The organism is bacterium (genome assembly GCA_028821235.1).
In the GTDB taxonomy this organism is placed as follows: Bacteria; Actinomycetota; Acidimicrobiia; order Spongiisociales; family Spongiisociaceae; genus Spongiisocius.
This window is the reverse complement of record JAPPGV010000028.1, coordinates 34,822-57,241: the sequence shown is the minus strand read 5'-3', so window position 1 is coordinate 57,241 and position 22,420 is coordinate 34,822. Positions and strand designations below refer to the sequence as shown.

General features: G+C 65.8%; 22 protein-coding genes and 1 pseudogene. 7 read left to right on the top strand and 16 right to left on the bottom strand.

All coding sequences use genetic code 11. The annotated features are described in order from the left end of the window. On the top strand, positions 1 to 808 hold an 808-nt coding region (locus OXK16_03520), incomplete at its 5' end, for a hypothetical protein (protein ID MDE0375017.1). 28 nt (positions 809 to 836) lie between these two features. On the opposite strand, the gene OXK16_03515 is transcribed toward OXK16_03520, so the two are convergent. Beyond that, positions 837 to 2,018, bottom strand: coding sequence for a hypothetical protein (locus OXK16_03515; protein ID MDE0375016.1), 1,182 nt, complete (start codon positions 2,016 to 2,018; stop codon positions 837 to 839). A gap of 209 nt (positions 2,019 to 2,227) precedes the next feature. After that, positions 2,228 to 2,419 (bottom strand): hypothetical protein, encoded by a 192-nt coding sequence (locus OXK16_03510; GenBank protein MDE0375015.1) that lies wholly within the window; start codon positions 2,417 to 2,419, stop codon positions 2,228 to 2,230. Positions 2,420 to 2,642: 223 nt separating this feature from the next. On the opposite strand from OXK16_03510, the gene OXK16_03505 reads away from it, so the two are divergent. Beyond that, positions 2,643 to 3,281 (top strand): hypothetical protein, encoded by a 639-nt coding sequence (locus OXK16_03505; GenBank protein MDE0375014.1) that lies wholly within the window; start codon positions 2,643 to 2,645, stop codon positions 3,279 to 3,281. An 11-nt stretch (positions 3,282 to 3,292) separates the two neighbouring features. After that, complete coding sequence (locus OXK16_03500; GenBank protein MDE0375013.1) at positions 3,293 to 5,584, top strand: AAA family ATPase; 2,292 nt, start codon at positions 3,293 to 3,295, stop codon at positions 5,582 to 5,584. Positions 5,585 to 5,763: 179 nt separating this feature from the next. Here OXK16_03500 and OXK16_03495 read toward each other — a convergent pair whose 3' ends face one another. The 3 genes and pseudogenes from OXK16_03495 to selD form a co-directional block, all read right to left on the bottom strand. Beyond that, entirely contained in the window at positions 5,764 to 7,119 is a 1,356-nt protein-coding gene (locus OXK16_03495; protein ID MDE0375012.1) for a PDZ domain-containing protein, read from the bottom strand. A 5-nt stretch (positions 7,120 to 7,124) separates the two neighbouring features. Further along, positions 7,125 to 7,568: a (2Fe-2S) ferredoxin domain-containing protein gene (locus tag OXK16_03490; protein MDE0375011.1), complete on the bottom strand. Its 444-nt coding sequence runs from the start codon at positions 7,566 to 7,568 to the stop codon at positions 7,125 to 7,127. Then, positions 7,565 to 8,545: pseudogene (gene selD / locus OXK16_03485) on the bottom strand (selenide, water dikinase SelD). Before selD ends, OXK16_03490 begins: the two are co-directional and overlap by 4 nt. Positions 8,546 to 8,750: 205 nt before the next feature. Here selD and OXK16_03480 point away from each other — a divergent pair. Continuing rightward, a complete protein-coding gene (locus tag OXK16_03480; GenBank protein MDE0375010.1) occupies positions 8,751 to 9,227 on the top strand; it encodes a transcription elongation factor GreA in 477 nt (158 codons plus the stop codon). Positions 9,228 to 9,388: 161 nt separating this feature from the next. Next, complete coding sequence (gene mgtE, locus OXK16_03475; GenBank protein ID MDE0375009.1) at positions 9,389 to 10,771, top strand: magnesium transporter; 1,383 nt, start codon at positions 9,389 to 9,391, stop codon at positions 10,769 to 10,771. Between the two features lie 80 nt (positions 10,772 to 10,851). On the opposite strand, the gene OXK16_03470 is transcribed toward mgtE, so the two are convergent. Then, positions 10,852 to 11,424 (bottom strand): hypothetical protein, encoded by a 573-nt coding sequence (locus OXK16_03470; protein ID MDE0375008.1) that lies wholly within the window; start codon positions 11,422 to 11,424, stop codon positions 10,852 to 10,854. A gap of 112 nt (positions 11,425 to 11,536) precedes the next feature. After that, a complete protein-coding gene (locus OXK16_03465) occupies positions 11,537 to 13,249 on the bottom strand; it encodes an NAD+ synthase (protein ID MDE0375007.1) in 1,713 nt (570 codons plus the stop codon). Positions 13,250 to 13,483: 234 nt separating this feature from the next. Between OXK16_03465 and OXK16_03460 the strand changes: the two genes are divergently transcribed. Both OXK16_03460 and OXK16_03455 read left to right on the top strand, forming a co-directional pair. Continuing rightward, positions 13,484 to 13,687 (top strand): type II toxin-antitoxin system HicA family toxin, encoded by a 204-nt coding sequence (locus OXK16_03460; protein MDE0375006.1) that lies wholly within the window; start codon positions 13,484 to 13,486, stop codon positions 13,685 to 13,687. Then, positions 13,684 to 13,893 carry a type II toxin-antitoxin system HicB family antitoxin gene (locus OXK16_03455; GenBank protein ID MDE0375005.1) on the top strand — a complete coding sequence of 70 codons (210 nt, stop codon included), beginning with the start codon at positions 13,684 to 13,686 and terminating at the stop codon, positions 13,891 to 13,893. The genes OXK16_03460 and OXK16_03455 overlap by 4 nt, the downstream gene beginning before the upstream one ends. Positions 13,894 to 14,053: 160 nt before the next feature. Here OXK16_03455 and OXK16_03450 read toward each other — a convergent pair whose 3' ends face one another. The 9 genes from OXK16_03450 to OXK16_03410 all read right to left on the bottom strand — a co-directional run bounded on the left by OXK16_03450 (position 14,054) and on the right by OXK16_03410 (position 22,419). Then, positions 14,054 to 15,076 carry a prephenate dehydrogenase/arogenate dehydrogenase family protein gene (locus tag OXK16_03450; GenBank protein ID MDE0375004.1) on the bottom strand — a complete coding sequence of 341 codons (1,023 nt, stop codon included), beginning with the start codon at positions 15,074 to 15,076 and terminating at the stop codon, positions 14,054 to 14,056. Positions 15,077 to 15,092: 16 nt separating this feature from the next. Next, the gene (gene aroF, locus OXK16_03445) at positions 15,093 to 16,106 is read right to left on the bottom strand and encodes a 3-deoxy-7-phosphoheptulonate synthase (protein ID MDE0375003.1); all 1,014 of its coding nucleotides are present in this window, start codon (positions 16,104 to 16,106) and stop codon (positions 15,093 to 15,095) included. Between the two features lie 164 nt (positions 16,107 to 16,270). Next, positions 16,271 to 16,864 carry a nucleotidyltransferase family protein gene (locus OXK16_03440; GenBank protein MDE0375002.1) on the bottom strand — a complete coding sequence of 198 codons (594 nt, stop codon included), beginning with the start codon at positions 16,862 to 16,864 and terminating at the stop codon, positions 16,271 to 16,273. 49 nt (positions 16,865 to 16,913) lie between these two features. Beyond that, positions 16,914 to 17,702 (bottom strand): XdhC family protein, encoded by a 789-nt coding sequence (locus OXK16_03435; GenBank protein MDE0375001.1) that lies wholly within the window; start codon positions 17,700 to 17,702, stop codon positions 16,914 to 16,916. After that, the gene (locus tag OXK16_03430; GenBank protein MDE0375000.1) at positions 17,696 to 18,004 is read right to left on the bottom strand and encodes an XdhC family protein; all 309 of its coding nucleotides are present in this window, start codon (positions 18,002 to 18,004) and stop codon (positions 17,696 to 17,698) included. The genes OXK16_03435 and OXK16_03430 overlap by 7 nt, the downstream gene beginning before the upstream one ends. Beyond that, positions 18,001 to 19,170 carry a VWA domain-containing protein gene (locus OXK16_03425; GenBank protein ID MDE0374999.1) on the bottom strand — a complete coding sequence of 390 codons (1,170 nt, stop codon included), beginning with the start codon at positions 19,168 to 19,170 and terminating at the stop codon, positions 18,001 to 18,003. Before OXK16_03425 ends, OXK16_03430 begins: the two co-directional genes overlap by 4 nt. A 6-nt stretch (positions 19,171 to 19,176) precedes the next feature. Further along, positions 19,177 to 20,061, bottom strand: a complete 885-nt coding sequence (locus OXK16_03420; protein MDE0374998.1) for a MoxR family ATPase — start codon at positions 20,059 to 20,061, stop codon at positions 19,177 to 19,179. Positions 20,062 to 20,103: 42 nt separating this feature from the next. Further along, a complete protein-coding gene (locus OXK16_03415; GenBank protein MDE0374997.1) occupies positions 20,104 to 21,330 on the bottom strand; it encodes a DUF4143 domain-containing protein in 1,227 nt (408 codons plus the stop codon). A gap of 222 nt (positions 21,331 to 21,552) precedes the next feature. Further along, positions 21,553 to 22,419 carry a xanthine dehydrogenase family protein subunit M gene (locus tag OXK16_03410; GenBank protein MDE0374996.1) on the bottom strand — a complete coding sequence of 289 codons (867 nt, stop codon included), beginning with the start codon at positions 22,417 to 22,419 and terminating at the stop codon, positions 21,553 to 21,555. Position 22,420 lies beyond the last annotated feature (1 nt).

Genomic DNA, 22,420 nt, shown 5'->3' with positions numbered 1-22,420 from the left:
TTTCCACCAGGGTGCGGCGCCACGGACGATCGGCGCCTATCTGGTGCTCTACACGATCGCGCTGGTGGCGGGCGCGATGAACTACGGACCGGCCTGGGCCGGGCGAGCTGACGGCTTCTCCGTCCTGTTCCGCACGATCGGCGCCCTCGCCCCCCTCCACAAGGACGATAAGGGAACATTGCGGCTCCGGTACCCCGTGACCGGGCTGGCGGGAATGAGCATGGGTCCTGCCACCGTGCGGCTCGTTCTCGTCGTCATAGGCGCTACCACCTTCGACGGCTTCTCGCGTAGCTCCTTCTGGCTCGACATCGTCTCCAACCGATCCGGATGGGAACTGACCGCCGTGAACACCGGCGGGTTGGTCTTCGGGATCGGCGTGGTGATGGCGCTGTACCGCGTGGCCATCGCGGCCATGGCCCGGATGACCGGCGAGCCCGAACACGAGTTGGGCGACCTCTTCGGCCCCTCCCTGGTCCCGATCATGGTGGCCTACACCGTGGCCCACTACTTCAGCTTCCTGGTCTTCGAGGGTCAGAACCTGATCAGGCTGGCATCGGATCCATACGGGCTCGGATGGAACCTGTTCGGCACGGCCGGATGGCGTGTCGACTACACGATCCTGTCGACCGGCGCCATCGCATGGACCCAGACATCAGCCATCGCGGTGGGTCACATGGTGGCGGTGCTGGTGGCCCATGACCGGGCCCTGGAGAGATTCCCCCCGGAGATGGCGATCCGGTCCCAGTATCCGATGCTGGCGGCGATGATCGTCTTCACGATCGGGGGCCTGCTCCTACTATTGGGATGATGGAGCCGTGGTCCGGCATCCGTCCGGGCTAGTGGCCGGCCGGATCGGTGATGACGTACTCCAGTGCGTGGTCGGCAGGATCGCCGGCTTCCTCCTCATGACCGTCGCCCGAGACCGCGGCGGCGATCAGCGCCAGCATCGTCAGGACCACCCCGACCCCGGCCGCCGCCACCAAGAACTCTCCCTTGGTGACCCGGAGGTTGGGACGGGACGACATCAGCGCCGCGAACCCGATCGTCCCGATGGAAACGAGGATGGCTATCAGCGGGGCGAACCCGGAATAGCGAAGGAGCAGGGACCCGAAGGAGACGACGATCACCGCGATGACCAGCGTCGCGAGCACCGGCATGGCCAACCCGTCGGTGAGGCGCTTCCGGACCTCGCGGGCCTCCTCCGCCTCGGTACCGACCAGGGCGGCCGGCTGCGCCATGGCCTGGCCGAGCCCGCCGATCAGCGCGCCCAGCACCGTCCAGCCCAACCAGATCCACATGATCGAGAGAGGGCTGACGGCGAGTAGTTGCGTCCCCGACAGGGAGGCCTCGCCGGTGGCATACAGAACGCCCCCGAAGGCGGCGCCGACCACCAGACCCACGAAACCCCCCGAGAACACCGAACCGACCCAACTGGTCTCCGTGTCGTAGGCCGGCGACCTGAACCGGCCCATCCCCCGTGAGGCCACGTTGATTATGGCGCCCGCCACGAGCCAGACCACGCCGGTGGCGGCTACGTAGGTCCAGGTGACCTCACCGGCCGGGGCGCCGTCCGCGGTGGCCTCCGACAGTCGGGGCAGCATCAGCGGAGCCATCGCCACGAACGACACCAAGCCGAGGACTGCGCCGAAAGCAGCTCCCACCTTGGCGCCCAGGCGAACCCGATCTGCCAACGGCGCCGGATCTATCGGCTCGATCTCTTCTACTTCTTCCTCGACAACTTCAAACGCCGCAACGGCTACCGGTTCGAATGCAGCCTGCGGTGCCTCTTGAGGGGTCGGATCAGCCGGCGCCGGAGGCGCTTCGGCCTCCATCGCGACCGGGTCGGATGCCGGAGGTGGAACCGCAGGGGCCAATGCCGCCCCACCGGACCAGGCACTCAGCACCTCGTCGACCGTTGTCCCCTGTGCCGCCGCGCGAGCCTCCGCCGATCGCTCCACCAGATGGTCGGGAGCGCCTCCGAGTATCTCGCCGATAGCGGCCACACGTGCGTCGGACATCGGCGGGGATGTTAGTGGCCTGTCTGCGAAACAACCGGGTGCTCTGGCGGCCAGCGGCGCCCCGTCGCTGCGTTCCGCTTCCTCAACGTACCGCTGCGGGTACGCCTTCGTCAGCGGGCCTGGCGAGAAACACCGCTGCCGACGCCACACCACACCGCCAATCCGCAGACAGACCACAGTGGCCTGTCTGCTAAGCAACCATGTGCGTGCTAGTCCGCCGGTGGCCGGGACCCGCCGGTGGCCGGTTGACGATCCGGAGGCGCGGGTCGGCGGTCCTCGTCCTGGCGCCGCGCCCTTGCCCTCCTCTCGGCCCACATGATCAGGACTATCCCCACGAGCGCGATCGAAAAGCCCAGAACGGTGTCGTAGGGGTGGTGGGCCAGCAAGGTCACGAGGGGCACGATCACAACGCTCTCGAATCGATCTCCGCTGAGCCTGAGGGGGTCGCACGCGGCCCCATTAGCTCCTCCCGGTCGTCTGTCTGCCAAACAACCAGGCGTGCTCTAACGCCGTTACATAGACAGACGCGAAAGTGGTCTGTCTGCCAAACAACCAGCCGTTACGTAGACAGACCACTAGCGTAGAATACCCAGACGGCGTCTTACGGCGAGGACAGCAAGACCCATGAAAGCGCACTCGAGGATCGCGATCCTTGTACTGGTCGGGGCCATGCTGCTGGCCGCGTGCGGCGGGGGCGATCCCGACATCACCGTCTACCGGGACGCGGAGAATCGGTCCCTCTTCGAATTGCCCAGGAATTGGAACCTCTACCGGGCCGACGAGTTGTCCCAGATCGCTCCGGTGCCGTTCGTGCCGGACATCGGTGGTTACCGGCCGATCAGCTTCGTGGCGTTCGACGGCGCCGCAGGACGCGACCTGAACAACCTGTCCCTCGATGCGGCAACCTCCCCGTTCCCGGTGGGAGCCCAGATAATCCGCCAGATCAGCCCGGAGGAGAAGGACCTGCTCTCACGCCGCTTGATGGCGGTCTCGGCCTACGACGTCACCAACCCGGGCCAGGGAGTGGAGATCGACACGTGGGACTTCACGTTCGGGAGGGATTTCGAGGGCATCGGCGCCACGGTAGGGCTCACCGCCCAGGACGGGCAGAGCCAGGGGCTCGTCTACGTGCTGGCAGTCACCAATCCGCAGGCCACCGAGCTGTACTCGATGGCAGCGGGCTGCTCCCTGGAGTGCTTCGCCCGGGAGGGTGAGCACATCGTGGCGGCGGTCGAGTCGTGGATCGTGAACACCCGGCGATAAGGAAGCCGATTATGAAGACAGACGTCCGCAGGCGCTCCCCTACGTGGGATCGCATCAAGTTCGTGGTGCTGATCCTGTTCTTCCTCGGCATCCTGATCAGCGCCAAGGTCACCGCCCCGTTCACCACTTTCGGCCAGGCCTTCGGGGACACCTGGAACGAGACATTCGGTCGGGTGCTGATGATCGCCCTGCCCATCGAGTTGCTCCGCCAGATCCACTACTACGTCTCGGAGAAGTGGGCCCGCTACAACCGGTTCTGGGCCCAAGGGTTCTTCGGGGGGATAGAACGCCAGGCTCACCGACGCTTCAAGCCGTGGACCCGCTTCCGGCTCGGCCGCTACGTCCGGATCCTGATCTTCCTGCTGATCCTGGGATCGGTGGTGGACTACTTCGTGGCCGACGTGAACGGACCGGTCGAGGCGGTGATCCAACTCCCCCGCATCCTGGCCCGCAACCTGCAGCAGTTCATCATGTTCCTGTTCTATCCCCTCTTCCTGATCATGCAATTCGCCGCCCTCTTCTGGTTCCTGTCCCGAGGGGGCGTCGACACGATCATGCCGGAAGAGATAGAGACCCGGTACTCCGATGTCTGGGGTCAGGACCATGTGCTCGAGTTGGTCCGGGAGAACGTCGGGTTCCTCGAGAAGCCGGATGAGATCGAGGCCAAGGGTGGCTATGTGCCCGGCGGAATCCTGCTGTGGGGCCCCCCGGGAACAGGGAAGACGCTCATCGCCGAGGCCACCTCGGGTGAGGTCGGCCTCCCCTTCGTCTTCGTCGATCCCGGCGCCTTCCAAGCCATGTTCATGGGGGTCGGCATCCTGAAGGTGAAGGGTCTGTTCCGGAAGCTCCGCAAGCTGGCCCTGCGCCATGGGGGCGTGGTGGTCTTCTTCGACGAGGCCGACGCCCTCGGTAACCGGGGCGCCCTCGCCCAGGGAGGAGGACCGCCACAACCCACCACACCGCTCAGCGCCGGGATGGGCTGCAACGCTTCCCTTTACCTGAGCCCGCAGTCCCTCAGCATCATCGAAGGGGATACGGCCCGGACGAGTCCGGCTTCCGGCGAAGCGGAAGGCCTTCCCGGAACGTGGATCAACCGGGTGATGATGATGGGCGGCGGAGGCGGCGGTATGGGCACCCTCCAAGCCCTCCTGACCGAGATATCCGGGCTGAAGAAGCCTCGCGGGATCACCAACAAGGCCCGCAAGGCGCTCGGGATAAAGCCCAAGCCTCCACCCAAGTACCGCATCTTCATCATGATGGCCACCAACCTGCCCAGCGTGCTCGACCCGGCGCTGCTACGTCCGGGACGGATCGACCGGATCTACAAGGTCGGATTCCCGACCAAGGAGGGCCGTGCTCGCACGTTCGAGGGCTATCTGGCCAAGGTCAGCCACGACATCACCGACGAACAGATCGAGGAGCTCGCTGCCAAGACCCCGTACTACTCCGGCGCCAAGATCAAGGACCTGGTCAATGAGGCCCTCATCCTGGCCCAGCGAGCTGACCGCGACATCATCGGGTGGGATGACATCTGGAAGGCCAAGACCCTCAAGGAAATGGGCCCGGCCGAAGGTTTCGAGTACGTGGAGCGCGAAGAGTTCGCCGTCGCCATCCACGAGTCCAGCCACGCGGTGGCCGCCCACCTTCTCAAGTCCCACGCCAACGTCGATGTCGCCACCATCGAGCGCCGCGGTGATGTCGGCGGCTTCGTCTCATACATCTCCCTCGAGGACCGGTTCGTCCAATGGAAGACCGAGTTGGAGGTGGACATAAAGGTGTCGCTGGCCAGCCTGGCCGGAGAGCGCATGTTCTTCAAGGGCGACAACTCGATGGGGGTAGGGGGTGATCTCCGGAACGCAACCACTATCGAGAGCCGCATGATCGGGGTCTGGGGAATGGGCGACAATATCGCTTCGAGCGCCGGTATGCCCCGCCATGCACTCGACCAGCCGCCCGACCCGAGTGGCGAGATAGCCAAGACCATGGCCTCCCAGGTGGAGCGGAGGCTTCAGCGGCTCTACGACGAAGTCTACGAGATGCTCGAACAGCACAAGGCGGCGGTGTTCAACGTGGCAGTCCGTCTCCAGGAGAAGAAGACCATCTCGGGTGACGAGGTTGCCGAGATCATCGGCCTCGAAGCGGGGGTGATAACCAAGGAGAATCCCGTCGGGTTCGCGGCGGTGACCGTGGACGATCATCGCTCCGCCCTCGGTCTGGCAGCTCCGGAGGTTGTGGAAGGCAACGGAGGCCTCCCGGCCACAGCCCCGGAACCCGAGACCGTAGACGCCGAGAAAACCGAGTAGCCCGGTCACCGACTAGTGGTCTGTCTGTGTAATGGCGGTGTGGTATGGCGTCGGCAGCGGTGTTCCTCGCAAGGCCCGCTGACGAAGGCGTACCCGCAGCGGTACGTTGAGGAAGCGGAACGCAGCGACGGGACACCGATGGCAGCCAGAACACACCTGGCTGTTGCGGAGACAGACCACTAGCCCAGGCTCCTGCCTTCCACAGGCTCGTGCCGGCATCCCCGGGAAATCAGGCGGGTGAGCTCGGGACGGTCCACGTCAACCAGGAACACCTCGCCGTCACGCACCTCCACAATGTGCTCTCCGTCCCCTACCGGAAGGGCCGTGCGCAGACTGAATGCCTCTTCAGCCGAATAGGCCCTCAGCAGGGTGTGCTCGCCGGTGCCCAACGACCACAGGACTATCTGAGGAACCTCGACGTCGACCAGGTAGATGAGAGAGTCGTCGTCGTACCAGCCGGTCACCCCGTCGGTGGGGAAGAACTGATCGATGCCGGGAGGACCCACCGTCCCCTCGCCCTCCTCGTCCACCAGGTAGTAATTGAACAGCTCTAACCCGCTGCCGCCTTCCTCGTCATACTCGGCCAGCGCAACCAACGCACGATCACCGGACGGGCTCCGGTAGGCATCAACGGCAGCCAACTGATTCCCCTCATCCGACAGGCCCAAGGGGCGGATCCATTCCACCGTCGCCTTCACCGGATCGACCGCGTGGACCGCCGCGGCGGTGTCTCCCGGCCCGGCCTCCGCCTCCCCGGCTATGAGCAGCAACCCTCCCACCGATCCCACGACCTCGTCGAATCCGGAAGCCACCACCTCGAGCGGACCTACCGGCGTCTCGTAAACGACCGGCCCGGGATCGATGGCGATGGGCTCCTCGTCCCCCACCCGGACCAGGGAGAGAGGCTCCACGGCTGCCACGGCGTAGATGTCGGAGCCCAACTCCGCCATATGCTCGGCGGGAGTCCCCGGATAGGGTGTCCAGACAGCGCCCAGCGGCACGTACCGGTAGATCCAGCCGTCCACGATGACCGGACGGGCCAACTGATCGTCGACCACGGCTTCGGAGAGGCTCGTGGGCCGAACGGCCTCCAGCTTGGTCTCGGTGATGACGCCGAGGATGGCCCGTCCCGTCTGACCGCGAACCGGAGAGAGGGCAATCGAAGCGCTGAACGGGGCTCCGACTCGAGTTCCCTCCACGACCACTCGCTCCCCTACCCGCCGGTCCTCGAGCACCTGGAGCAGTATCTCCCGGGAGCTGACCGGTGTGCCATCAACCGAGGTCATGATGTCACCGGGCCGCAGCGCATCCGAGGCACCCGTACCGTCCACCACGTCCAGCACTCGCACGCCGCTTCCAACCGCCAGCAGGCAACCGCGACCGAGCGGGAACATCCTGTCGACATCAGACGGGTTGACGAGGTCAGGAACGACCTCGGCGGGGACATCGACCGGTGGAAGCTCTGGCGAACGCTGGGAGCAGGCCGAGACCACCAAGGCCAGTGCGATGACCGGGACGGCTACACGGAGACGCATCACGCTCAGGAGGGGGCCGACAGGTCGTCCACCGCGAATACGTATTCGTCGACTGTTCGGCCCCCCACCAGATGCTCGTGGACGATCCGGTCGAGAACCTCGCCGGCCACCGAGTGATACCACACCCCGTCCGGATAGATCACCGCGATCGGTCCCCGCTCGCAGATGCGCAGGCAGTCCACCTTGGATCTGAGGATCGTCCCTTTGCCCGGCTCCACCGGCGTCGGCGGCCGCGAGAAGTTGGCCTGCCACTTCGGCGGCGCCGAGGCGATGTCGAGGGCCTTGGTGGTCCGTTTCAGCTGCGTCCACGCTGCCTTGCTCTCCTCGTAGGTCGAGCAGCGGGGCGTCGACTGCTGGGCGCACAGAAACATGTGGCGTTGCAGACCCCCGATCGACAGGCCGGAGGCGATCATCCGGAGACGCTGCAGGCCATCCGCCCCGTCGGTCATACCACCTCGATCACGGGTTCTCCGCCGGCGGTCGTGAACTCGCCTATGACCGTAGCCGCGGGCGCAACCCGCCGGAGCTCCTCGAGAAGCCGGCCCGACCGGAGCGCGGGAACCGCCATCAGCAGGCCTCCGCTGGTCTGGGCATCCGCCAGGATCTTCTGTTCCGTCCTGCTCCGAGAAGTCCTGAGGGAGGCTTGCACGGTCTCCAGGTTCCGCAGGATACCGCCCGGATACACCCCCGCCTCGATCAGATCCGCTACCCCTGCCAGCACCGGAACCGAATCCATGTCGAGCCGCGCCGACACCCCGGAGACGGCCGTTACCTCCCTGAGGTGACCCACCAGCCCGTAGCCCGTTATGTCGGTGGCGCACGTCACACCCGCCTCCACCATCACCGCGGAGGCCGGCCCGTTGAGAGCAACCATGGTCTCCACCGCGGCGCTCCGCATGGCAGGATCGGCCAACCCGGCCATGAGGGCGGAAGCAGCGACACCGGTTCCGAGGGGTTTGGTGATCACTACGAGGTCGCCCGGTCGGGCGGTGCCGTTGGTCACGACCCGGCCCGGAGATACCGTTCCGGTGACCGCGAACCCGTACACAGGTGCCTCGTTGTCGATCGAGTGCCCACCCGTGATCGTGACCCCGGCCTCCGCCATCACGTCGGCCCCGCCGGCCATGACCTCGCTCAATGCCTCGAGCGGCAGCGCTGACCGGGGCCATCCCACCAGTTGGAGGGCCGTAAGCGGCCGCCCGCCCATCGCGTAGATGTCCGACAGTGCGTTGGCGGCCGCGATCCGTCCCCAGTCGTAGGGCTCGTCCACGATCGGGGTGAAGAAGTCCACCGTCTGGACCAGCGCGCGGTCGTCGTCCAGGCGGAATACGCCCGCATCGTCGGAAGTGGCGATTCCCACCAGGAGGTCGGAATGGGACGTCGCATGGTGAGTTCTTAGAGGGCGCAAGACCTGCGCCAGCTCGTCAGCGCCGAGCTTGGACGCTCAACCGCCGCCCGGCGAGAAGGACGTAAGTCGGATCTCGGACATGTCTCACCTCCTTGTCACATGTTTCTCGCCGGACCATTCCACCGGTGTAGGAGTTTGGCACGATGCGGGCAGAACCCGGCCTTCGTCTCCCGTCGGTCGACCGCCCGGCCGACGATGCCATCCCAACGGGTATCCTGGCCGCATGAGCACCCCTGAGACCTGGCTGACCCCTGCCGCGTACCGGAAACTAGAAGAAGAATACGGCATGCTCACCACCGTGGGGCGTACCCAGATCGCCGAGCGCCTGGCCGAGGCGAGGTCACACGGGGACATCCGGGAAAACGCCGACTATGACGCCGCCAAGACCGAGCAGGGCCTCATGGAAGCGCGGATCCGAAAGCTCCGGCATCTACTCGACAATTCCACCGTCGGCGAGGCCTCGAGCGACGGCACCGTGCAGATCGGATCGATCGTCACGCTGGTGGACGAAGACGGGTACGAGGAGGACTATCTGGTAGCCATTCCCGAAAACCGGGTTCCCGGCTTCCTGCTGGCTTCGCCCGAGGGTCCCCTGGGTACCGCCTTGGTGGGTGCAGTAGCGGGCGATGACGTCGCCTACGAAGCGCCAGGCGGCAAGTTCAAAGTCACGGTGCTCGCGGTCCGACCCTACGAGGGCTGACCCGGGGAGTGTACTGAATGATGTCCAGTTCACCCGACGGCCTCAAATGAACCCCCCGGTCAAGGGATCGCGGGCCAACCAATCCCCGCCTCTTCCAGCACCCTCCTAGCGGTCCCCATCATGCTCCGGCAGCAGGATCCGACCCCGGTGGAGACAAGCTGATGCGAATAAAGCTGCCCCGGCCAAGGGAACTCGCCCAGCGGTTGCGGAGCACGGCCCGGGTCCAGCCGGACGAGGTCGAGCAGTACCTGGATACCCATACCGCCGAGTGGCAGGAACTGGCCGGCGCCGACCCCCATGACGCGGCAGACATCCTCGAGGAACTGGACACCGACGCGGCTACCGACCTGCTCTCCGACCTCGATGTCGCTGACGCAGCCGGAATCCTCAACGAGATGCGCCCCGAGTTGGGCGTTGATGTTCTCGAAGGGCTCAACCCGGCCCGAACTTCGGATCTCGTCGCGGCCATGGATGCCGACATGGCGGCCGACCTGCTCGGCCAGCTGGACGAGAAGAACCGGGAGCAGGTACTGGCCGGCCTCGATCCCGGGATCTCCCACGAGTTGCTCGCTCTCCTCCAGCACGCTCCTGACTCGGCGGGCGGGCTGATGACGACTGACTTGGCATTCCTGCAGGTGGGGATGACCGCGGGGGAAGCCATCGAGCGTCTCCGCCAGCTCCACGACCAGATCGAGGACCTCTCCTATGTCTACGTGGTCGATCATCGGCGCCTGCTGGTCGGCGTGGTGTCGTTCCGGGACCTGGTGTTCGCGCGGCCCGGGGTGGGACTCGACGAGACCATGGTGCACCAACCGGTCGCCGTACGTCCTGACACAGATCGGGAAGAGGTCTCCGAGCTGGCGCAGCGCTACGGCCTGTTCGGACTGCCGGTGGTCGATCACTCGGGCGTCCTGCTGGGCATGGTCACCCACGAGGCAGTAGTGGAGTCGGTCCAGGCCGAGGCCTCGGAGGACTTCGCCGCCGCGATGGGCGCCGGGCCCGAGGAGACGGTCTTCACGCCCGTAGCACGAGCGGCCGGCATGCGCCTTCCGTGGATGTTGGTGAATCTTGCCATGGCCCTGGTGGTGGCGCTGGTCATCGAGCGGCAGTCCGCGGTGATCGACGACATCGGCCCGGTACTGGCCGCGCTCATGCCGGTGGTGGCGCTGATGGGCGGCAACGCCGGGGCACAAAGCCTGGCCGTGGTTATCCGGTCGATGGCGATTGACGGCGTCACGCCGAGTCGGGCAGGGCGCGTGCTGATGAATCAGGTTGCCATCGGCGTGATCAACTCCATACCGGTCGGTCTGCTCGCCGGAACTGTCGGGCTGGTGTTCGGCGGAACGGTGAACTTCGCCGTCACCATGGGAATAGCAACTGTCGTCAACCTTGTCATAGGAACGTTGTCCGGCACGGGTATCCCTCTGTTGCTTCGCAAGTTGGGACTGGACCCGGCACTGGCCTCGAACATCTTCCTGACGCTGGTCACCGATGTAGTCGGGTTCGGCGGGTTCCTCATGGTCGCCACCCTACTGCTTCGCTAGTTTCTCGTCTCTAGTTTCTAGTTGTTACATAAGTTATAACTAGCAACTAGCAACTAGCAACTAGCAACTAGCAACTAGAATTAGCTGCCGACTGTCATGCCGCCGGCATCGGCATAAGGACCGTGGAACGTCACGTCCACTCCGTTCTCGATCCTCAGGAACGTCCGGGCGTCGAGGGTCGACTGCTCCTCGGGGGTGAGATCGTCCTTGATGGCCAAATCGGCGGCCGCCCGGTCGTCCACGACGATGGCAGTGTTGGGGGAATACGTGTCCACCACGTCGTAGACCAGGTTCTCCAACTGGACGGTGGTATAAGCGCCGGGCTCGACCAGGATCACGAGGGTGGTGCGATCATTCGCTATGAGACGGTGTATCACCTCGTACGGTGGAATGGCCGGTGGCAGGGTGGTGTCCGCCCCCTCCTTTTGCGAATCTCCATCACCCTCGGGCTCGACAGCGTCCTCTGCTATAGAGGCAGCGGTAGCCGAGGTGTCGGCGCCAGACTCCACCATTTCGATTACCGCGGTACTGGTGGTGGTAGGAGATGCGCCGGTCGGAGCCGATGTGGTCTCGGACGTCGAGTCATCCCCGCCGCATGCCGCGAGCGCCAGGACAACCGCGATAAACGGTACGGCCCTTCGAGCAGCCATCATCGCATCAGTCCTTGATCGCCTTCCGCCCAAAGGCTAACCCCGTCCGGCGCGGTATTGACACACTCCGGTGACTCGAACTCCCCGGACCCTGCCACACCGGGCAAGGACCTGGTCAACCACCCCGCCATCCGTTGGTGATCGGTAGGCGACGGTCACGCCCGAACGCCTTGGGGGTTATCTTCACTCCCGGTGGGGATTGGCGCCGCTTGTACTCGTTGCGATCCACCATGGCCGCGACCCGGGTGACGATGTCCCGGTCGAACCCGGCATCCACTATGGCGTCGATGGAGCGGTCCTCCTCGATGTAGGCGGCGAGCACCTGATCGAGCACCTCATAAGGCGGAAGGCTATCGGTGTCGAGTTGGCCGGGCCTCAGTTCGGCGGACGGCGGTTTCCGGATTGTCTCCTCCGGGATCACCTCTTCGGCGCGGTTGCGCCAATCGGCCAACTCGTAGACGGTGGTCTTGAGGACGTCTTTGAGCACCGCGTAGCCGCCGGCCATGTCGCCGTACAGCGTCGCATAGCCCACCGCCATCTCGGACTTGTTCCCGGTTGCGATGACCATCTCGTGGTGCTTGTTGGATATTCCCATCAGCAGGGTGCCGCGGATCCGGGGCTGGAGGTTCTCCTCCGCGATCCCGAACTCGCTACTGTCGAACACGGCTTCGAGCGCGTCCCGGTATTCGTCGAACAGGTCACCGATGGCAATGCGATCAAGGCGAATGCCCAGCCGGCGCGCCAGCTCCTCGGAGTCGCGTATCGATCCCTGGGAGCTGAACGCGGAGGGCATGGTGACGCCCCGGACCGAATCCCGGCCGAGCGCATCGACGGCGATCACCGCCGTCAGCGCCGAGTCGATGCCCCCGGAGAGACCCACCACCACCTTCGAGAAACCGTTCTTCCTCACGTAGTCGCCAAGTCCGAGCACGAGCGCTCGGTAGATGAGCTCGATGGGTTCCGCGGCGGGAGCAGGGCTGGGAGAACGAAGTTTGGAAGGGAGGGTCGAAGGCTCCACCCGCGCGACGGTCGCCGCCTCCCGGTTGCCGGCCGGCTCGCCCACCTCGATATCGACCACGAACAGGTCCTCTTCGAAGCGCGGGGCCCGGTACTGGATGGAACCCTCCCGGTCCATGACGATCGACCCACCGTCGAAGACCAGCTCATCCTGCCCGCCCACCAGGTTGAGATAGACCACGGGCACCCGGGCATTGACCGCTTCCCGCTCGATGTGGCGAACCCGCTCCGCGTCCTTCGAGACGTGGAAGGGCGATCCGTTGATGTTGAGAAGTACCTGAGCTCCAGCGGCGACCTGAGCAGAAGGTGGTCCATCGGGAACCCATATGTCCTCGCATATGGAGACTCCCACCACCACGCCTCCGACATTCCAGACCGCCCCCGGTACGGAACCCGCCACGAAGTAGCGTTGTTCGTCGAACACGCCGTAGTTGGGCAAGAGGACCTTGTTGTAGATGCCTCTGATCTGACCCTGGTGGAGTAGGGCTGCCGCGTTCGCCACCGGAAAGGAATCACGACCGTCGGTCGCCGAACCGCCGGGCCGTACCCGATTAACGACCCCCACCACGGTGACCGTCGACCCGGCATGGCCGGCAAGCTCGTCCAGCACGCCCAGGTTGGCATCCACGAAGCCTCTTCGGATCACCAGGTCCTCTGGCGGATAGCCGGGAATGGCCAACTCGGGAAGGAGAAGGACGTCAGCGCCCTCTGCCTCCGCCCAAGCCACAGCGTCTCGAATCCGGGCTTCGTTATAAGCGAGGTCGCCGACCCGGAGGTTGATCTGCGCCCCGGCCACCCGGATGGTCTCCATAGTCCGCGGAGTCTAGGAGGCGCTACGGAGCCGGAGCTTCTGCGTCGTTGGTCGGCAGGTTTCCGGCAGCGGCTTCGCGGTATCCCAGAGCTGTGCTCATCAAAGACATGATTCTGTAAATCATATAACGATCAAGAAATGTATCGGTCTGTTTATATCACACCCATATTTTAGCATATGAACAAATGTACGGATATGTACTCAACTTCGCAGACCACTCGTGGGAGCTCGGATATGCCGCCGATAGTTAGAGACGCGATCCGAGTGGTCAAGCGCGATGGTTGGTACCTCGTGCGGACCCGCGGAAGTCACCGCCAGTACAACCACCCGGACAAGCCAGGCACCGTTACGATTGCCGGGCACATGGGCAAAGACCTCTCGCCGGACATGAGAGCCAGCATCGTCAAGCAAGCCGGCCTCGAGAAAGGGTCCCTATGACGAGCTACATCGCGGTCATCGAACGAACCGGCAACGGCTACGGCGCATACGTTCCGGACCTGCCGGGATGCATCGCCGCCGGCGACACCTTGGAGGAAACGGAATCCCTGATCCGTGAAGCCGTCGGCTATCACATCGAGATGCTCCGGGCGAATGGAGACCTCGTCCCGGAACCCCAAGCCACGGCCCATCTCGTCTCCACCTGAGGGGCTACCCGACCTCATTCAACCCAACCACTCCCAGGACTTCTGGAACGCACCGAGGAAAGCCATGCCCGAGGCCGCTAGCCGCGCAAGGCCTCGAACAGGCCCGCCGAGAACTGCCGCTGTGAACGGACCAGAGCCACCTTCGTTTGCCTTGGGCCGACTACTCCAGCGAGAAGTCCGCCTCCAGCAACGCGGCGCGTAGCACGTCCGCCTCCGCCGGTCGTACTGACAGCGTGAGAATGCCGCCTCCCCCGTGGAGGGCGTGGCGCAGCTGGAGGTCGCGGACATCCACACCGCTGTGCTCGAGTGCCCGTCCTACCTTGGCGATCTCGCCCGGGCGGTCCTGGAGCACCACACCTACCCTCACCACCGGGGGCGCCATGGCCTGCCGCCTGCTCCTGGCCTCTTCGATCCGAGCGGTCAGCGGGCCGGAATCACCATGCGCCACCTCCTGACGAACCTCTTCGAGCAGTCTCATCAGCCGCTCGATGGAGTCGCTGACGTTGGCCTCGTTGGCGGCCAGGACCTCCGGCCACCAGCGCGGCTCGGAGGCAGCCACCCGGGTCAGGTCGCGGAAGGAGCCTGCCACCAGGCGCGCGGCGGCCGGATCCCGGCGCGTGATCAGGTTGATCAACGAGATGGCGAGTACCTGGGGGAGGTGCGAGATGTCGGCCACCACCCGATCGTGCTCGGCAGCCGGAAGCCGGTACGGTATTGCGCCCACCGATTCGACTATCGATTCGAGCGTCTCGACATCGGCCGCATCAGCCTTGTCGGGACAGATGACCCAGGCGGCGCCCTTGAAGAGAGAGGGCGAGGCGGCTGCCGGACCGGCCTGCTCGAGACCCGCCATCGGATGCCCGGCCACCATTCGCATGCCTGCCGGCCGTGCGTCGACCACGGGTCGCTTCACCCCGGCCACATCCGTCACCAGGGCGTCGGTACGCAAGCCCGGCAGGGTCTCGAGGGTGGCGGTGAGAGGTCCGGCCAGGACCACCAGGTCCGAGCCCGGAAGCGCGTCCTCACGGCTACCGCACGCGTCATCCACCGCGCCCCGCTCCGTCGCCACTTCCAGCGCCGTCGGGTCGGGGTCCCACCCGGCAACCGTCCAGCCGACCCGCCGGAGGGCCATGCCGAGGGACGCCCCGATCAACCCCGTGCCGAAGATTGCGGCTCGACGCATCCGGACTGCTGGTCAGCTATATGGTGACGTCGAGAGCTGCGGCCAGGTTTCGCATCTGGTCCATCAACTCGGCGAATTCGGCCGGTAGCAAGGCTTGGTCGCCGTCGACCTGGGCGGTCTCGGGGGCGGGATGCACGTCCACGATGAAGCCATCGGCGCCCACCGCGATGGCGGCTCGAGCCAGGGGGGCGACCAGATGGCGACGGCCTGACGAATGGGAGGGATCGATGATCACCGGTAGGTGGGACATGTGCTTGATCACCGGCGCCGCCGATATGTCGAGCGTGTTCCGGGTGGCCGTCTCGAAGGTCCGGATCCCCCGTTCCACCAGGACGACCTCGTGATTCCCTTCCTTGTATATGTACTCGGCGGCATTGAGCCACTCATCGATGGTGGCTGTGAAGCCTCGTTTGAGCTGCACCGGCTTGTGAACCCGGCCCACCTCTGAGAGCAGCCCGTAGTTCGCCATGTTCCTGGTGCCGATCCGCAACATGTCCGCGTAGCCGGCGACCAGGTCCACATCCCGCGGATCGAGGACCTCGGCGACGAACGGAAGGCCGAACTCCTCGCGCGCCTCGGCCATGAGCTGGAGGCCGTCCTCGGCCAAGCCCTGGAAGGAGAAAGGGCTCGTCCTGGGCTTGAAGGCATCCCCTCGCAGGATGGTGGCGCCCGCTTCGAGCACCGCCTCGGCCGTGCGAAACAGCTGGTCCCGGGTCTCGACCGCGCACGGACCGGCGATCGGGGCGAAGACGCCGCCTCCGACCTGGGCATTTCTCACCTTTATGACCGTGTCCTCAGGCTGGAACTCACGGGACACGAACTTGTACGGCTTCAGCACCGGTACCGCCCGCTCCACTCCGGGCATGGCCAGCCACGGCTGTTGCTGGATCACCTCCCGGTCCCCGATAGCACCGATAACAGTGCGGACCTGTCCCACCGAGATGTGGGCTTCGGAGCCGATCGCGGCCAGGCGCCGCACCACCTTGTCGATGTGCTCTTGTGTAGCCCCCGACTTCATGACGATGATCATCAAGCATCCTCCACGCGTTACTCAGAGAGGATAGACCCGATCGGAGTCATCGAGATCGCTGACCCCCACTCAGGAGGCCGAACTCCACCCCACTCCGTCTCCAAAGCCCTGTCCATGAGGAGTCGAGGCCAACCCGATCGAGCACATCGTGACGTGTCCGGCTGTCAGGATCTGTCCAGGCGGCGGAGATCCTCGGGCGTGTCGACGTCTCCGGGCGGCATGGCGTCCACGAGCACCTCCTCCACCCAATCCGGATGGGCCAGGAAGAGATTTCGAGCCCCCCGGTCACCGCTCAGCCCGGTAATCAGGGTCGGCCACAGGGATCGATGGATCAGCACCGGGTGTCCGCGGGTCAAGCGGTACCGGGGGATGACCACCGGTCGCCGTGACCGCTTCCGCGCCTCGAGAAGCCGGGGCACGACGTCGCCGGGCACGTTCGGTTGGTCCCCGAGCACCACCAGGGCCTGATCGACCGAGCGCTCGCCCACCAGGAAGTCCAGCCCGACCCGTAGCGAGGAACCCATCCCTTCCCGCCACTCCAGGTTCTCAATGACCGCGGCATCGCCGAGATCGACTGCTTCCATGATCTGTTCGGCACGGGCACCCAGCACCACGTAGACCGCGCCCACCTCCGGCCAACCCTTCACCCGGGCCACCACGTGCGCCAGAAGCGGCTTCCCTCTCCACTCGGCGAGCTGTTTGGAACTGCCGAAGCGCTCCGACTCACCTCCGGCCAGGACGAGCGCCGCAGTCATCATGACCGGGCGAACGAGCGTTGACGGTTGGACGGAACCCGACCAGGAACGGTCATAGGTCTCCGGCATCCTCCGTGCGTTGAAGGTGGACCCGGCCCCTCCGCCCGACGAGAGACTCCCCGGTACCCGACCCGTACCGGACCTGGATCATCTCCGCCAGGATGGATATGGCCACCTCGCCGGGTTGCTCGGCGCCGATGTCGAGCCCGACCGGGCCGCGGATCCTGGCGATCTGGTCCTCGGGGAACCCGGCCTTGCGCAGCCGTTCCACCCGCTTCCGGTGGGTGCGGCGGCTTCCCATCACCCCGATGTACTTGACTTCACTGGGTAGTACGAGGGGCAGCATCGGATCCTCGAAACGGGCGTCATGGCTGAGCATCACCACATAGGTCCGGCGGTCGATGTCCAGCTGGTCCTCGATCTCTCCCGGCCACCCGACGATCACCTGATGGGCCTCGGGAAAGCGCTCGGGCGTGGTGAAGAACGGACGGGAGTCGGTGACGACCACCCTGAAGCCCAGGCCATGAGCAATCCGGCATAGCTCCTGCGCGATGTGAACGGCCCCGATGATCAGGAGCCGTGGTTGGGGCGCCACCGTTTCGATGTACACCTCGTGCTCCCCGTATCCGAGGGTACGGCTCTGCTCACGGTCCATGAGGCTGGCCGCGTCGGCCTGCACGGCGTCGAGTATCTCGCCGGGGATCGTCCCGGCCACCAGCCCGTCCACCCGATCCAGCACCGCCTTGGCGCCGGTGGCGGGGCCTTCGACCACCGTGGTGACGGCCCCGAGGCGCTCCTCCTCGACGAGGCTACGAACCGCCTCCAGCTGGGTTCTTACCATTTCTCGACCAGCACCTGGATGGTCCCTCCGCAGGCCAGGCCCACCTCGAAGGCGTCTTCGTCGGCGATGCCGTAGGTCACCAGGCGAGGTTCTCCCGTTGCGAGCACCTCCTGGGCGTGGAGGAACACGTCGTTCTCTACGCAGCCACCGCTCACCGAGCCCTCCATGTCACCTTCGGATGACACCAGGAACTTGGCACCCTCGGGGCGGGGAGCCGAGCCCTTGACCCGCACCACCGTCGCCACCGCGACCTGCTTCCCTTCTTCGATCCATCGGTTGTAGACACTCAGCGCATCCTTCATGATGCCCGGGCTCCTCGTCTAGGTGATCCTCTCGTGGCCTGGTTCGGGTGGGGAGGTATCGACTCCAACAGCCGGATGACTCCACCCAGATCCACCAGCCGGGCGGCGGGCAGGAAGTCGTCCACGTACGGCAACGCCGCCTTAAGCCCTCGGGTCTCCGGCGAATACCCCTTGCGGCCCGCCAGGGGATTCAGCCAGATGGTTCGATGGACGGAGCGCGAGAACCGCGCCATCTCCTGGCTCAGCAGTTCCGGATCTCCGCGGTCCCATCCGTCGCTGATGATAATTCCGATCGGACCACCTCTGGCCACCCGTCGACTCCAGTGCCGATTGTAGGTTGCCAGAGCTTCTCCGATCCGCGTCCCACCCGACCAGTCGTGGACGCGGCCTGCCACCAGGCGGAGCGCCATGGCCGGATCCCGGCGACGGAGCTCGTGGGTGATGCGGGTTAGCCGGGTGGAGAACACGAAGGACTCGACCCGGCCCATCCGCGCCGGGGCCGAGTGGGCGAAGTACAGCAGCAATTCCACGTACTTCTCCATCGATCCGCTCACGTCAGCGATGATCACCAGCGGGCGCCGGCGCGGCCGGCGGGATCGGAACTCCATCTCCAGCAGCTCGCCGCGGGGACCGACCGCATTCCGGAGGGTCCTCCGCATGTCGGGGCGGCTTCCCATCGAGTCGGGCATCCAGCGGCGACTCAGCGCCTCGGCCGGTCTCCACACCATGCGAGAAATCAGCCTCCGCACCTCGGCGATCTCGTCGGCTGTCAGTTCGCCGAAGTCGCGGGTACCGAGACGCTCGGCGTGAGAAGCCCCCATCTGCTCGCTGCTGTCCTCCGTGTCCTCCTCGTCGAGCTGGCCGGCCGAGGTCAGCACGGGGAGGTACGACTGCACCATCCGATCGGACTCCGCCTCCACGGGGGTCCGCTTCCGCCCTCCCGACCCGAAGAACAGGTCGAACGCATCCTCGAACACCGGCAGCTGGTCGGGACGGGTTACCACCAGCGACCGGAACCCGCACCTGATGTCCCGAACATCCTCCAGACCCAACACATGGGCCGAGGTGAGCAATTCCATGCCGGTGCGCGGATCGACTTCGAGGCCCTTGGCGCGCAGGTAGCGCGCGAAGTGGATCACGTTCTGGACGAAAACACCAGTGGCCATCAGGGATCAACCGGCTACGAGCAGGCCCCCGACCCCTGCCGTGCGCACCCGCTCGATGTCCTCCTCGTACTTCAGGATCACCCCCAGCGTGTCGCCGGCCGCCTCGGGCGACAGCACCTGCGCGCCCAGGACGTTCAGGGCGGCCGCCCAGTCCAGCGTCTCGGCAATCCCGGGGGGCTTGAACAGATCCAGGTTCCGCAACTTCTCCATCGCCCGGGCCAGATCGGCGGCCAGGGCCTGGTCGATACCGGGCACCTTGGCCGTGACGATCTCCATCTCCCGCTCGAAGCTGGGATAGTCGATCCAGTGGTACAGGCAGCGGCGTTTCAGGGCGTCGTGGATCTCGCGGGTGCGGTTGGAGGTAATGACCACCACAGGGGGCTCTTCGGCAGCAACCGTTCCGACCTCCGGAATGGTCACCTGGAAGTCCGACAGCAGCTCCAGAAGGTAGGCCTCGAACTCCTCATCGGCCCGATCGAGCTCGTCGATCAGCAGGACCGGCCGGGAACCGCCGGCAGCCATCTCCACAGCCTCGAGCAGCGGCCTTGCGATCAGGTACTCGCGGCTCATGATGTCGGAGATAGCCGCCCCTCCACCCTCGCCACGAGCTTCGATCAGCCGGATGGCCAGCATCTGGCGTGCATAGTCCCACTCGTAGAGGGCATGCCCGGCGTCAAGGCCCTCGTAGCACTGGAGCCGGATGAGCGGCTGATCGAGGATGCCGGCCAGCACCTTGGCGACCTCGGTCTTGCCCACCCCGGCCTCGCCCTCGAGGAACAGCGGACGGCCCATCTGCAGGGCGAGATGGATCGTGACCGCCAGCGAGCGGTCGGCGATGTATCGCTGGCCGGCGAGCGCGTCGGCGACCTCTCGGACCGTGGCGGGAATCATCGCGAGGAGGATACACGTCCCCACCTGAGGCGACGCACCCTCCTACGCCCAGAGAGTGCTGATCGGCGCCGCGACGATCCGGTCACCGATCAAGTAAGGCCAGGGCCCGGTGTGCAGGACCACCCCTCCGACGAACTCCTCGCCCAGCCGATCGCGCAGCCAGATCAGATGCTGGGCGTCGCCGCGGTCCGGCGCGGACGTCGCCTTGATCTCGATGCCGAGGACCCGCCAGGCGTCCATCTCTACGATCAGATCGATCTCGTGCCGCCCGTCCCCCGACCGTAGATGATGCAGGACCGGCTTGCGCCCGACCGCGGTCGCCTCGGCCCGTATCTGCGCCACCACGAAGGTCTCGAGGACCCGACCGAGCAGGTCGCCGTGGCGCAGCACGCCTTCCGAATCGGCGCCCATAGCGGCGGCCAGTAGGCCCGAATCGGTGAGATACCGCTTGGGGGACCGGCCCAACCGCTTCAGCCGGTTCGTGGACCAGGCCGGTAGCTCGTCGGCCACCATCAGGTTCAGGAGGTGCTGCCGGTGGGCTTGTGCGGTCCGGTGGTTGATCCGGGCCGAATCGCGGAGCTTCTGATCGGTGACCACTCCGGCGGAGTTGGCCGCGTAGACGTTGAAGAAGTTGCGGAACAGGGCCGGATTGCGACCACCCAACACATCCCGGACCATCAATCCGTCGATATACCCGTCCAGCCAGGCCCTCCGCTCGGATTCGGCCACGACCAGCGACACCTCGGGAAAGCCGCCCAGAACGGCGAGATCCACGTAGTCGCGGATGTCCAACCCCGGATCGGCGGGTCTCAAGTCGTCTCCATCGACTACGCGCTCGATCAGCGGCTTGGTAGCCGTCGCCTGCTGTTCGGACACCGTGAACGGCCAGATCTCCAGGCTCACGACCCGGCCCACCCCGGGCCAGCCGCCGGGAGTGCCGAGGGTCCTGTGTAGCGATCCGGCCAGGATGAACCGCCCGGGTCGGGAGTCCCGGTCGACAGCCCGCTTCACGGCCCCCAGCACCTCGGGCACCATCTGCCACTCGTCGAGCAGCACGGGTTCGGGAAGGTCACGGCCGAGCGCGGCGTCCGGGTCGGCCTGGAACACCGCTGCCTCGGCAGGCCGGTCCATCCGCACCACCGTCCGGGCATGTCTGACCGCGGTCGTCGTCTTACCCGTTGCCCTGGGCCCTACCAGCATAACCGCAGGTAGAGCGGCCATTCGCTGTGCCAGAACCCCGTCGATCAGACGCTTCCGATACTCAACCATCTCACCACAATACAACTATTTCGCAGCTTTGAGTACAACTTTTTCGTCGTTCGGAGTACAACTATTTCACGGCTTCTAGTACAACTTTTCACCCTGGCCTATCCCGGAAACGCCGGGAGAACTCCACGTGGAAGGGTGAGGGCAGACGAAACCGGCCGCCCCGGGGTCTGGTGGGGCGGCCGGTTGGGTCGGGTTGTGTTGTCTTTCGGCTGTGCCGGCGGGCTACCCGGCCGCGGCCAGGGCTGCCTTCACGGCCCGGGCTGCGAACAGCTGGGCGAGGTGGGTCTTGTAGGCCACCGACCCGTACAGGTCCTCCAGCACGTCGATCCCGCACGTCGCATGGGCGGCCGCGGCCTCGACGGCGGCGTCGGAACCATCGGAACCGACCAGCGCGTCGGCAACCTCGTCCACCAGAACGGGGCGGCTGCCCACACCGGTCACCGCGACGGTGGCCGCGCTGACCGAACCGTTGGAACGGGTCACCGAAGCGGCCACGCCGGCCACCGCATAGTCCGTGTGACCACCACGGCGGCCCAGCTTGTCATAAGCCGAACCCGTGCCGGCGCCGACCTTGGGAATCCGCATCTCGGTCAGGATCTCGCCGGGCTCCAACGCGGACATCAAGGTGTCCACGAAGAAGTCGGCGGCCGCGATCTCACGCGTGCCTCCCGACGACGCCACCACCATCGTGGCGCCCAGAGCGAGCGCCGCAACCGGCTGGTCGGCCGCCACATCGGCGTGCGCCATCGACCCGCAACACGTACCACGGTTGCGGACCTGGCGATCACCCGTCCAGGAAGCAGCCGTGGCCAGCGCCGCGCCGTGGTCCTGGACCAGGCCGCTGGCCGCAACCTCGGCATGGGTCACCAGCGCACCGATCGAGATGGAATCACCGTTGTCGGTGATGTCGCCCAACCCGCCGATCCGGCCGATGTCCACCACCATCTCGGGCGACAGCAGCCGCATCTTCATCATCGGCAGCAGGCTCATGCCACCGGCCAGCACCTTGGCTCCCGGATTCGCATCGAGAGCAGCCAGCGCCTCATCCAGGCTGGAGGGCGCTACGTAGTCGAACTGTCGTGGATACATG

Coding starts and splice junctions, on each gene's coding strand:
- OXK16_03450 (MDE0375004.1), bottom strand. CDS start 15,076: ATGCGTCGAGCCGCAATCTTCGGCACGGGGTTGATCGGGGCGTCCCTC.
- OXK16_03515 (MDE0375016.1), bottom strand. CDS start 2,018: ATGTCCGACGCACGTGTGGCCGCTATCGGCGAGATACTCGGAGGCGCT.
- OXK16_03440 (MDE0375002.1), bottom strand. CDS start 16,864: ATGATGACTGCGGCGCTCGTCCTGGCCGGAGGTGAGTCGGAGCGCTTC.
- OXK16_03410 (MDE0374996.1), bottom strand. CDS start 22,419: ATGTATCCACGACAGTTCGACTACGTAGCGCCCTCCAGCCTGGATGAG.
- OXK16_03435 (MDE0375001.1), bottom strand. CDS start 17,702: ATGGTAAGAACCCAGCTGGAGGCGGTTCGTAGCCTCGTCGAGGAGGAG.
- mgtE (MDE0375009.1), top strand. CDS start 9,389: ATGCGAATAAAGCTGCCCCGGCCAAGGGAACTCGCCCAGCGGTTGCGG.
- OXK16_03500 (MDE0375013.1), top strand. CDS start 3,293: ATGAAGACAGACGTCCGCAGGCGCTCCCCTACGTGGGATCGCATCAAG.
- OXK16_03495 (MDE0375012.1), bottom strand. CDS start 7,119: ATGCGTCTCCGTGTAGCCGTCCCGGTCATCGCACTGGCCTTGGTGGTC.
- OXK16_03425 (MDE0374999.1), bottom strand. CDS start 19,170: ATGGCCACTGGTGTTTTCGTCCAGAACGTGATCCACTTCGCGCGCTAC.
- OXK16_03470 (MDE0375008.1), bottom strand. CDS start 11,424: ATGATGGCTGCTCGAAGGGCCGTACCGTTTATCGCGGTTGTCCTGGCG.
- OXK16_03455 (MDE0375005.1), top strand. CDS start 13,684: ATGACGAGCTACATCGCGGTCATCGAACGAACCGGCAACGGCTACGGC.
- OXK16_03505 (MDE0375014.1), top strand. CDS start 2,643: ATGAAAGCGCACTCGAGGATCGCGATCCTTGTACTGGTCGGGGCCATG.
- OXK16_03430 (MDE0375000.1), bottom strand. CDS start 18,004: ATGAAGGATGCGCTGAGTGTCTACAACCGATGGATCGAAGAAGGGAAG.
- aroF (MDE0375003.1), bottom strand. CDS start 16,106: ATGATCATCGTCATGAAGTCGGGGGCTACACAAGAGCACATCGACAAG.
- OXK16_03465 (MDE0375007.1), bottom strand. CDS start 13,249: ATGGAGACCATCCGGGTGGCCGGGGCGCAGATCAACCTCCGGGTCGGC.
- OXK16_03480 (MDE0375010.1), top strand. CDS start 8,751: ATGAGCACCCCTGAGACCTGGCTGACCCCTGCCGCGTACCGGAAACTA.
- OXK16_03460 (MDE0375006.1), top strand. CDS start 13,484: ATGCCGCCGATAGTTAGAGACGCGATCCGAGTGGTCAAGCGCGATGGT.
- OXK16_03415 (MDE0374997.1), bottom strand. CDS start 21,330: ATGGTTGAGTATCGGAAGCGTCTGATCGACGGGGTTCTGGCACAGCGA.
- OXK16_03490 (MDE0375011.1), bottom strand. CDS start 7,568: ATGACCGACGGGGCGGATGGCCTGCAGCGTCTCCGGATGATCGCCTCC.
- OXK16_03420 (MDE0374998.1), bottom strand. CDS start 20,061: ATGATTCCCGCCACGGTCCGAGAGGTCGCCGACGCGCTCGCCGGCCAG.